The 9,594-nt window shown below is 47.2% G+C and carries 10 protein-coding genes, 1 tRNA gene and 2 pseudogenes; 7 read left to right on the top strand and 6 right to left on the bottom strand.

The annotated features are described in order from the left end of the window. Positions 1–73: 73 nt before the first annotated feature. Together tatE and JK154_RS09675 are read right to left on the bottom strand one after the other, a co-directional pair. Positions 74–277, bottom strand: coding sequence for a twin-arginine translocase subunit TatE (gene tatE, locus JK154_RS09670; protein ID WP_211992343.1), 204 nt, complete (start codon positions 275–277; stop codon positions 74–76). A gap of 101 nt (positions 278–378) precedes the next feature. Then, complete coding sequence (locus JK154_RS09675) at positions 379–1,188, bottom strand: deaminated glutathione amidase (RefSeq protein ID WP_211992344.1); 810 nt, start codon at positions 1,186–1,188, stop codon at positions 379–381. A gap of 98 nt (positions 1,189–1,286) precedes the next feature. On the opposite strand from JK154_RS09675, the gene crcB reads away from it, so the two are divergent. Continuing rightward, entirely contained in the window at positions 1,287–1,670 is a 384-nt protein-coding gene (crcB, locus tag JK154_RS09680; RefSeq protein ID WP_211992345.1) for a fluoride efflux transporter CrcB, read from the top strand. 174 nt (positions 1,671–1,844) lie between these two features. Here the strand turns inward: crcB and cspE are convergent, their stop codons facing one another. Together cspE and pagP are read right to left on the bottom strand one after the other, a co-directional pair. Next, complete coding sequence (gene cspE, locus JK154_RS09685; protein ID WP_012542460.1) at positions 1,845–2,054, bottom strand: transcription antiterminator/RNA stability regulator CspE; 210 nt, start codon at positions 2,052–2,054, stop codon at positions 1,845–1,847. Between the two features lie 201 nt (positions 2,055–2,255). Continuing rightward, complete coding sequence (gene pagP / locus JK154_RS09690; protein WP_249215869.1) at positions 2,256–2,780, bottom strand: lipid IV(A) palmitoyltransferase PagP; 525 nt, start codon at positions 2,778–2,780, stop codon at positions 2,256–2,258. Positions 2,781–3,679: 899 nt separating this feature from the next. Between pagP and JK154_RS09695 the strand changes: the two genes are divergently transcribed. Next, positions 3,680–4,486, top strand: coding sequence for a ribonuclease I (locus JK154_RS09695; RefSeq protein WP_211992346.1), 807 nt, complete (start codon positions 3,680–3,682; stop codon positions 4,484–4,486). A 190-nt stretch (positions 4,487–4,676) separates the two neighbouring features. Beyond that, positions 4,677–5,087 (top strand): nucleoside diphosphate kinase regulator, encoded by a 411-nt coding sequence (gene rnk / locus JK154_RS09700; protein WP_211992347.1) that lies wholly within the window; start codon positions 4,677–4,679, stop codon positions 5,085–5,087. A 182-nt stretch (positions 5,088–5,269) separates the two neighbouring features. On the opposite strand, the gene ybcJ is transcribed toward rnk, so the two are convergent. Next, positions 5,270–5,482 carry a ribosome-associated protein YbcJ gene (gene ybcJ / locus JK154_RS09705; protein WP_211992348.1) on the bottom strand — a complete coding sequence of 71 codons (213 nt, stop codon included), beginning with the start codon at positions 5,480–5,482 and terminating at the stop codon, positions 5,270–5,272. Beyond that, positions 5,482–6,351 (bottom strand): bifunctional methylenetetrahydrofolate dehydrogenase/methenyltetrahydrofolate cyclohydrolase FolD, encoded by an 870-nt coding sequence (gene folD, locus JK154_RS09710; RefSeq protein WP_211992349.1) that lies wholly within the window; start codon positions 6,349–6,351, stop codon positions 5,482–5,484. Before folD ends, ybcJ begins: the two co-directional genes overlap by 1 nt. 208 nt (positions 6,352–6,559) lie before the next feature. Here folD and JK154_RS09715 point away from each other — a divergent pair. The 4 genes and pseudogenes from JK154_RS09715 (at position 6,560) to JK154_RS09730 (ending at position 9,542) form a co-directional block, all read left to right on the top strand. Continuing rightward, positions 6,560–6,636: transfer RNA gene (locus tag JK154_RS09715), tRNA-Arg, on the top strand. A gap of 177 nt (positions 6,637–6,813) precedes the next feature. Next, positions 6,814–7,329, top strand: a pseudogene (locus tag JK154_RS09720) (integrase arm-type DNA-binding domain-containing protein); the annotation flags it as partial. Between the two features lie 80 nt (positions 7,330–7,409). Then, positions 7,410–8,509, top strand: a protein-coding gene (locus JK154_RS09725) for an IS3 family transposase (RefSeq protein ID WP_211992350.1) whose coding sequence is annotated in 2 segments (ribosomal slippage) — positions 7,410–7,671 and positions 7,671–8,509 — 1,101 coding nt in all. Because the reading frame shifts where the segments join, the coding sequence is not laid out codon by codon here. A 203-nt stretch (positions 8,510–8,712) separates the two neighbouring features. After that, positions 8,713–9,542, top strand: a pseudogene (locus tag JK154_RS09730) (DUF4942 domain-containing protein). Positions 9,543–9,594: the final 52 nt, after the last annotated feature.

The raw sequence follows: 9,594 nt of genomic DNA on the forward strand, positions 1-9,594 counted from the left end.
TATTGATTGTTACGCTTTACTTTCAGGTAATAAAAAACCGGCCTACAAGCCGGTTTTTTATTGCCTGACATGATTAGTTTTTATTATCAATCTGGCCCGCGGGTGTGTCCGCCTGATTATCAGCACGTTTTACTGGCTCCTCTTCCGCCATCGCCTTTTTAAAACCTTTAATGGCTGAACCAAGATCGCTGCCTAACGTTCGTAGTTTTTTGGTGCCAAACAACAAGACAATCAGTGCACCCACCACGAGCAGTTTGGTAATGCTAATTTCGCCCATACTTACCTTCTTTTGTAAAACACGCCGTAGCGGCGGTTATCATAAACCTGCTTTATTAACCGTCATCCTGTATCAGGACACAATATTAATCTGTAACAAAATTAATCAAACCCATTTTCAGCACTGGCCAGGCAGGGTAAAGCAAAGCGGCGATTTTTCAGCACCGGCAACATCTCTCGCACCTCAGCAACCCGGCGGGGATCCAGTGTGGCAAAAATAAGCCCGTCCGTCTCAGCGGCGGCGGCAATAGTCACGCCTAAAGGGTCGATAACCCGACTCTGGCCAATATTTTTACTGCCACACTCGCCTGATGCCACAACATAACAGGTGGTATCCAGCGCACGTGCTGCCAGTAGCGTTTCCCAATGCCTTTCCTTATGGGGGCCTCTCAGCCAGGCAGCAGGTAGAACCAACACTTCAGCACCGTTGAGGGCCAGTACCATCGCATGCTCAGGGAAACGTAAATCGTAGCAGGTCATCAGGCCAATCTTCATCCCATCAACGGTAATGATGGGAGCGATTTCATTCCCCGCATCCACCAGGCGTGATTCTTGTACGTTAAATGCATCATAAAGATGGATTTTCTGATACTGCGCGATGACTGCCCCTCCGCGCACCGCAATTAAGGTATTGGAAGCGCGCCCTGCGGTGGTTGGTGTATGCAGCGTTAACACCGTTGTCAGATTATTATGGCGGCTTGTTTCACACAGCTGAGAAACAAGCGCCCCATCCAGTGGTTGAGCAGACTGAACCGATAAATCAGGCAAGGAATCCTGACGTGCCAGAATAGCTTCCGGTAATACCAGCAATGAGGCCCCTTCTGCGGCCGCCTTGATCATCAGCGCAGAGCACAGGTTTGCATTGTCTTGCCAGCATGGCCCCACCGCAAATTGTCCTATTGCAACTTTCATGCGTTCTCCGGATACAGGAAAAAAATTTAGCTGTATAGATTGTCAAAAAACCATACCGATGTTTACACTCAAGAAAATATTATCAGGAAGGATAGCTTGTGATACAGATGGCTTTTGCAGTATTTATTGGCGGTGGAGTGGGAAGTGTGGCGCGCTGGTTGTTAAGTGCCAAGTATAATATGGCAAACCTGGCTATCCCAATGGGAACACTGATTGCAAACCTGGTGGGGGCATTCATTATTGGGCTGGCATTTGCACTATTCAGCCGCTTCACCAATGTTGATCCCATATGGAAACTGCTAATCACCACCGGGTTTTGTGGTGGACTGACAACTTTCTCTACCTTTTCATATGAAGTCATGATGCTATTGCAGGAAGGGCGTCTGGCATGGGCCGGGTTAAACGTCTTAGTCAATCTCGCTGGCTCATTTTTGATGACGGCTTTCGCATTCTGGTTGGTTGCGGCCACGGCTCATCAGTAGCCCTGGCATTCAGTATCACCAGAATCTTCTGGCACAGGCAACAGTGTATTTCAGGGGGGGCAAACAGCCAGTCATCAACCGAGAGACTGGGTGGGTGTTTATGCTGGTGGCTGAGATTTCTTCGACAAAAAAAACCCGCATTCGCGGGTTTTATATTCTACTGAAAAGTAGTGACTAGATAGCCATTACGTTTGCAGCAGAAGGGCCTTTGGCACCGTTAGTGATTTCAAACTCAACGCGCTGACCTTCTGCCAGAGTTTTGAAACCATTGCTCTGGATTGCAGAGAAGTGTACGAACACATCTTTGCTGCCATCTTCCGGAGTAATAAAGCCAAAGCCTTTGGATTCATTAAACCACTTAACGTTACCTTTAATCTTAGACATCAAAATTACCTTTACATGAAAAAACGACACAAATGCTGTGTCCCGCTTAAGTACAACAATTGTGGTAGACTTTGTCCAGTCCATAATGACTAAAAGGTGATAAATATCTCTAAATTTTTATCGCCCCCAGCTATAACCATTATATTTCAATGGTTATTGAAAGTCCACTTACCCACAGACAAATATGGCGACTTACTACATTCAGAACTGAAAGCGTAGCCAGGCAAAGTAAACGTTACCGTTATTATAAGTACCAGGGATGTAAGTCATCTGGAATGTTGCCGGTCCATATCCTACAGAAGCCAGGGGTAATACTAGCGGAATAGGGATGTACTTCCAGTTGTCACGGGCAGTCACCCCCGCGGTATACCCTAACCCAAGACGAAAATTATCATCCTGCAATGGCCGCCAGATTTTTTCCCAGCCATACCCCCCTATGGGCTCCCATTTATTAAAGGAATCTTTAAAGGCCATCAGATAAAGACCGTGCCAGTTTCCCTTTTCATCCCAACGAGATTGCCCGAATCCTGCCCCCCATGGGCGTTCGTTATAACTATCCGTTTTCTCCTTGCTATAAGCAAAGCGTGCATGCCAGGTGATAGCAGGGACGTAAAGGTCATAGTGTTGAGGCGCTTTCCACGTTTGTGAAACATTGTCTGAGAATGTATTCCACGCATTACTGAAGAACCCTGTGCTGGCCGCCTGGCTGTACGGGGAGATGATCAATAAAGAGGCAATCAGAGCCTGTATTGAGAATAGTCTATGAGAATGAGTCACGTCATTATTACCGTATTAATAGCAAGTCGTAAGAAAAATCTGCGGTGCAGAAAACACTCAAAAATGAACCTGATGGTGATATATTCACTCGTGTAAGGGGGATCTTACAATAGCCTAGTCACAGTCATCAAGATGGTCAAATAAGTGATTAAGTCAATAACGTCAGGGCCCCGCCCTTTTATCGCCAGTCAGCCAGATTGAAAATTACGCAGACGAAAGCAGTAAGTCATCGAAACCGCTAACGTTCAAGTTAGCGATGTCTTTACTGTTTTCCCCTGACTCCGTTGACTGGTAGAGATAATAAAATTCTTAACCAGAAGCACAGCATTCGCCTCCGTTTTTATGGTGCCCGGAATGACGTTAAACCACTATCACGCCTCCCACGGCCTTTATAAAAAATAATCATACAGGTAAGAAGATCTCACTCTCTGCCTGGCGCCGGTACTGGCTTTTCTGATCAACACGATTATGTGTGCCTGATACGATTAAATATATTCAACCAGCATCATAAAAAATAATAAATACAATGAAATAGAATATAATTGGCTTCTGTTTAATCACTTTGAGGTATGATTTTCATCAACACATGTCCCTCATCATTAATGTGCTAAATTGACCTTCAATAAATAGACATCTGCCACTGAAATATTTACCCACCAGTACTGGTACCATCAATTTGACTGCGGGTTTGCCACATATTGCACAAAAAGATACTCAGCCCCTGGCAAGCCCGGGAAAAGATTACACGCGAAATGTTCTAAATTGGATCATACTCAGTACAGATATATTCTTTAAATCACTATTCTATGATTAAATAACGGCACTATTTTTATGGATAAAAATACATAATGTATACTCTTGGCCGCTGTGTTCTGTTGCTTACCCTTCCTTCATTTATCAGTACGTTAGCATGGGCAGACCCACTGGAACCTAAAAAATTCTCTGATTTTAGTTATTATGTGCTGGCACTATCCTGGCAGACAGGTTATTGCCAAAGCCAGCATGACCACCACCATCAGGAGTCAGATTTCTGTAAAAATCAGCAAGATTTTGCGGATAAGCGTTCATTTTTGACTGTTCACGGATTATGGCCAAGCCTTCCTGCCTCAGTTGCCGCCCACGGGGTTGATGAAAAACGCTGGTTTCGCTATGGCTGTTCTACACGGCCCATCCCCAATATGCCAATGGTAAAAGCGTCAAATAAGTGTAGTGCGCCTGTCACCGGCATCTCACTTGAAGTCGCTTCAAAGCTTGCTGACATTATGCCTGCAGCAGGAGGAGAGTCCTGCCTTGAGCGCTACGAATATGCTAAACATGGTGCCTGCTTTGACTTTAACTCTAATGATTATTTCGACACCATGGTACGCTTAAGTAATGACGTTAGACGCCAGGCTCTGGGCCAATTTATACAACAACATTATGGAAAGGTTGTGACCCGTGCAGCGTTTGATCAAGCCGTAAGAGAAAGCTGGGGCGAGAAAGCAGTTAAAGCCGTTAAATTAAGCTGTGACGGTAATCCTGCCTATTTAACCGAAATACAACTCACACTGCGGGCAAATAAAATTAATCTGCCACTACACGATGGCTCCTTTGCTACACAAAAGCATCCTGGCAATTGTGGAACCGCCTTTCGCCTTGATGCGGTCGGGTTCTAGAAGCGTCCTGTATCGCCACCAGCCATCTGATGCACAAACAGAGTGAATAATAAAAAATGTGCGCCTTCAGGCTTCCAACTGAGCCTTAAGCTCAGTATCATCCAAACAGAGCTGACCCTCATCGATTCCGGTGAGGGTTTTTCTTTATAACGTATCATGAAATAAGTGAGCGTTTTACACGGAGGGAACGATGTCCAGACCTGCTATCATTATTAACGAACTCGATGCTGAACGTCTTGATAGACTGCTCGAGAAGCCGCAATATGCCAAAACCCCCGTTGCCGATATGCTGAATTCGGAACTGGATCGCGCTGAGATGTGTACCCCAGAAGAAATGCCAGCGGATGTGGTATCAATGAATAGTCGCGTGAAGTTTCGTGATCTCAGCTCTCGGGAAGCCTTTGTGCGTACTCTGGTCTACCCCGCCAACCTGACCGACAGCGATAATCAGCTTTCTGTGATGGCACCCGTAGGAGCCGCCTTGTTAGGATTGCGGGTGGGTGACACCATTAATTGGGAACTACCCAATGGCAATAACACCCATCTGGAAGTGCTGGAACTGCAATACCAGCCTGAGTCTGCTGGCGAATTCCACCGCTAGTCGCAGCCCCTTCTAAAATGGAGGGGATGTGATACACCAGACAAGGGTTCACACATCGTCTTATCCCTGTTACCCAATCGGCTTAATCGCGTCCTGTGTCAGGGAAAAACGAATAATGGCCTTATGTACCGGGCAAAAGAAAAAGGCGGATAGTCATGATACTATCCACCTGATGGTTCTTATCAGGCCTCGACTGTAATACTCAGGCTGGCAAATGTCACCGTCTGACCGGCAACAATCTTACAACGTTTACGTGTTTCTACCACGCCATTAACCTTAACCAGACCTTCAGCAATCATGGCCTTGGCTTGTGCACCACTCTCACTCCAACCCTCAAGTTTGAGTAAATCGCACAATTCCACATGGGGATGTTTACCTAATACAAATGTAGCCATTAAAGCTCTCCACCAACATCGTGATACTCCTCGCATGCCTGCAAGGTATTTTCAATAAGCGTCGCAACGGTCATCGGCCCCACTCCACCAGGAACAGGAGTAATAAATGATGCTTTAGCTGCGGCATCCGCATAATTAACATCACCAACTACTTTGCCATCTTCCAGGCGGTTGATCCCGACATCCACCACGATAGCGCCTTCTTTTATCCACTCACCAGGAATAAACCCAGGTTTACCCACTGCAACGATCAACAAATCTGCATTCTCCACATGATGGCGCAGGTTTTTGGTAAAACGATGGGTCACCGTCGTGGTACAACCTGCCAACAGCAGTTCCATGCTCATTGGGCGCCCCACAATATTAGATGCACCGACCACCACAGCATTTAAGCCACGGAGATCTACATGGTAACGCTCCAGCAATGTGACAATACCACGGGGAGTGCAAGGACGCAGACGCGGAGCCCGCTGGCATAACCGACCAACATTATAAGGGTGGAATCCATCCACATCCTTGTCCGGATCTATACGTTCAAGCACCTTCACATTATCAATACCTGCGGGTAAAGGCAGTTGCACCAGAATACCGTCAATACTGTCATCAGCATTCAGAGTATCAATCAGCGTTAACAGCTCTGCTTCACTCGTCATTGCCGGTAAATCATACGAACGGGAAATAAAACCAACCTCTTCACAGGCCTTACGCTTACTGGCAACATAAATCTTGGAAGCAGGATTCACTCCAACCAAAATCACTGCCAGGCCAGGAGCTCGTTTTCCTGCCGCAACACGGTTTTTAACCTTTTCGGCAACTTCTAGCCGAACCTGCTGCGCAATCGTTTTACCATCAATAATCTTCGCTACCATCTGAGAGAAAATTCCGTCTGTAATCTATAAGAGAGAGGATAGTGGCTATTTTGTCAGACTCGCGAGCCGCTGTCAGGTTCTGATGCAGGTTTATGCTTAATTGATACGCAGGTGATTGAAAAGACATTGACTCCGGAGATGTTGACCGTATAATCCTCCACGCGTCTTATAGACGACAGTCATATTGGCTGCCTGCATTGAGTCTAATGCGCCCTTAGCTCAGCTGGATAGAGCAACGGCCTTCTAAGCCGTAGGTCACAGGTTCGAATCCTGTAGGGCGTACCATTTTAAGTTCTCCCAGACTCTACCGAATTCAACAAAACCCCGTTATATTCATTGATACCACTAGGATTTTCTGTCGCTGAGCTCCACCGAGGTCAACCCAGCATACTGGAAATCAAATCGATGTTGGGGGCCTCTATGGGGGCTCTTCTTGTTCAATGACTATTAGGGGCCCCCACGATGCCACTTAATGCTCGACAGATAGAAACCGCCAAGCCACAAGACAAAGAGTACAAACTCACTGATGGCGCAGGCCTTTATCTTCTGATAAAGCCGAATGGAGCCAAATATTGGCGTTTGAAGTACCGCGTTGCAGGGAAAGAGAAAAAATTATCTATCGGCGTTTATCCTGATATCTCGCTGGCAGAAGCGAGATTAAAACGGGAAGAGGCTCGAAAAATCGTCGCCTCTGGTGGCGATCCTAGTGAACAAAAGCAGGTTGAAAGACAGGCTAAGAAAATCAACATCGATAACACCTTCAAAGCCATTGCTCTCGAATGGCATGAATACAAACGCCCTAACTGGTCGAAGGGGTACGCTGAAGACTTGATGGAAGCGTTTGAGAACGACATCTTCCCTGATATCGGCAAACGGCCTGTCGCTGAGATCAAGCCGCTGGAAATGCTAACCTCACTGCGAAAACTGGAAAAACGCGGCGTTCTCGACAAATTGCGTAAAATCCGCCAAGCCTGTAATTGATCTTCCCCCTTCGTTCAGTACCGCTGTAAAGTAGAGTTTTCGGCCTTTCTTTTCCGTCCCAAAAGAGGTCATTCGTTATGAAAAAGACGCGTTATACCGAGGAACAAATCGCTTTTGCACTCAAACAGGCTGAAACCGGCACTCGCGTTGAGGAAGTCTGTAGAAAGATGGGGATTTCTGAGGCAACATTTTACAATTGGAAGAAGAAATTCGGCGGCATGGGTGTCACGGAATTACGCCGTCTTCGGCAGCTTGAGGAGGAAAACCAGCGCCTCAAACGTCTGGTGGCCGATCTGAGTCTGGACAAGGAGATGCTACAGGATGTCATCCGAAAAAAGTTCTGAGGCCGCTGCAGAAGCGTGAGGCGGTGGAATATCTGCTGGCGGCGTACCGTATCGGAGCACGCAGAGGGTGCAGGCTGATGATGCAGAGCCGCACGGTATACAACTATCGTAGCCGCCGTGACGATCGGGCTATTACTCAGCGAATACGGGAAATTGCGGAGACGCGCATCCGTTATGGCTGTCCGCGCATTCATATCCTGCTGCGAAGAGAAGGCTGGCTTGTTAACCACAAGAAAACACACCGTATTTACTGCCTTGAGGGGCTCAATCTGCGTTCAAAACGGCCACGACGGCATGTGACCGCCAAACACCGCAAAGGGCGACCACAGGTACTCACCGCAGATCAATGCTGGAGCATGGATTTCGTTGCTGATAATCTGTTCAACGGGCGTCGGATCAGGGCGCTAACTATAGTGGATAATTTTAGCCGAGAATGTCTGGCGATCGAGGTTGGTCAGGGGTTACGCGGTGATGATGTGGTGGCTGTCATGGATCGATTGAAAGGGTCACTAGGGCGAGTCCCGCAAAGGCTGCAGACAGACAACGGCAGTGAGTTTGTCTCAAAATCGATGGATCGGTGGGCCTATGAAAATCAGGTAACGATGGACTTCTCACGCCCCGGAAAACCGACGGATAATGCCTTTATCGAGTCATTTAATGGCAGCCTGAGAGATGAGTGTCTGAACGTACACTGGTTCTTGTCTCTGGAAGATGCGCAGGAGAAAATTGAACACTGGCGGCAGGAATATAATCATTTTCGTCCGCATTCTTCGTTAAATAACCTGACTCCGGCAGAATTTGCCCGAAGTCATCAAAAAGGTCCGGATCTCTGATTTAGCCTGGTACGGATATTGGGAGGAGGTCAAGAAACCGGAAATCTCAAAAAGTGTGTGGAACTAAAACGGGTGTACTTACATAAAGACTGCGAGCCGCTTTCCAGTAACACCGCACCAAATCAATTTATCTCTCTCCCCGATGCATAATGCGCTAGCCCTGACCGGCTGGCGCATTTGCTTTTATGTATGGACCGCAAACTATGCAAATTGAACCCGAGGTTTTAACCGAACACACCGAACTGATTTGCTCGACCAATATCGTATCGTTACCGGACGTGATACCGCGCTGCAACAGATAGAGCAACTCCTCAATCAGCTACAGGCTATTTCAACGCTAACGGCGACTATCGGTGGCGGCACCGCTGAAGACTGGGCGTTAAAGCAGGGGCATCGCTACGATTGCAGGCTAACAGAAGCATCCAACAAGGCGATGCCCGCCATCACCCGCACACTGGATCGCAATATCTGGCGCGACCTGATGCTGAAATCTGGCATGTTGTCGCTGATGGATGCCGAAGCGCGTAGTCAGTGGCACAAGAATCTGGATGAGGGGGAGCTACCGGCCATCAGCAAAGCCAATATCCTCAGCACCTTTGAGCAACTTCACCAAAGCAAGCTGGAAGTATTCGAGCGTGGGGTCATCAACGTATTCAAAGGGCTATCGTGGGATTACAAGACCAATCACCCTTGCTACTTTGGCAAGAAAATCATCATCAGCAATCTGGTGACGTACAACCGTTGGGGCTTTGGCCTGAACTGGGGCTGGCGACGCGATCAACTAGCTGATATGGAGAGAATGCTGTATCTGCTGGATGGTAAATCGATCCCCGACAATCGAGGCGATGTCACCATCCGGCTGATGGACCATATCCGTGATAATCCCCATCAGCAGGAATACGAGGATGAGTTCTTTAGCGTGCGTTACTTTCAGAAAGGCACCGGGCATCTCACCTTTAAACGTCATGACCTGATCGATCAGATGAACGATATTATCGCCAAACATTATCCGAGGATGTTGGCGAAAAAGTAATTAACACCATAAATCAACAAATAAAAATTAATATAACAAATTAATTTTTATT

Origin of the sequence: Citrobacter sp. JGM124, assembly GCF_018257795.1 — a bacterium.
In the GTDB taxonomy this organism is placed as follows: Bacteria; Pseudomonadota; Gammaproteobacteria; order Enterobacterales; family Enterobacteriaceae; genus JGM124.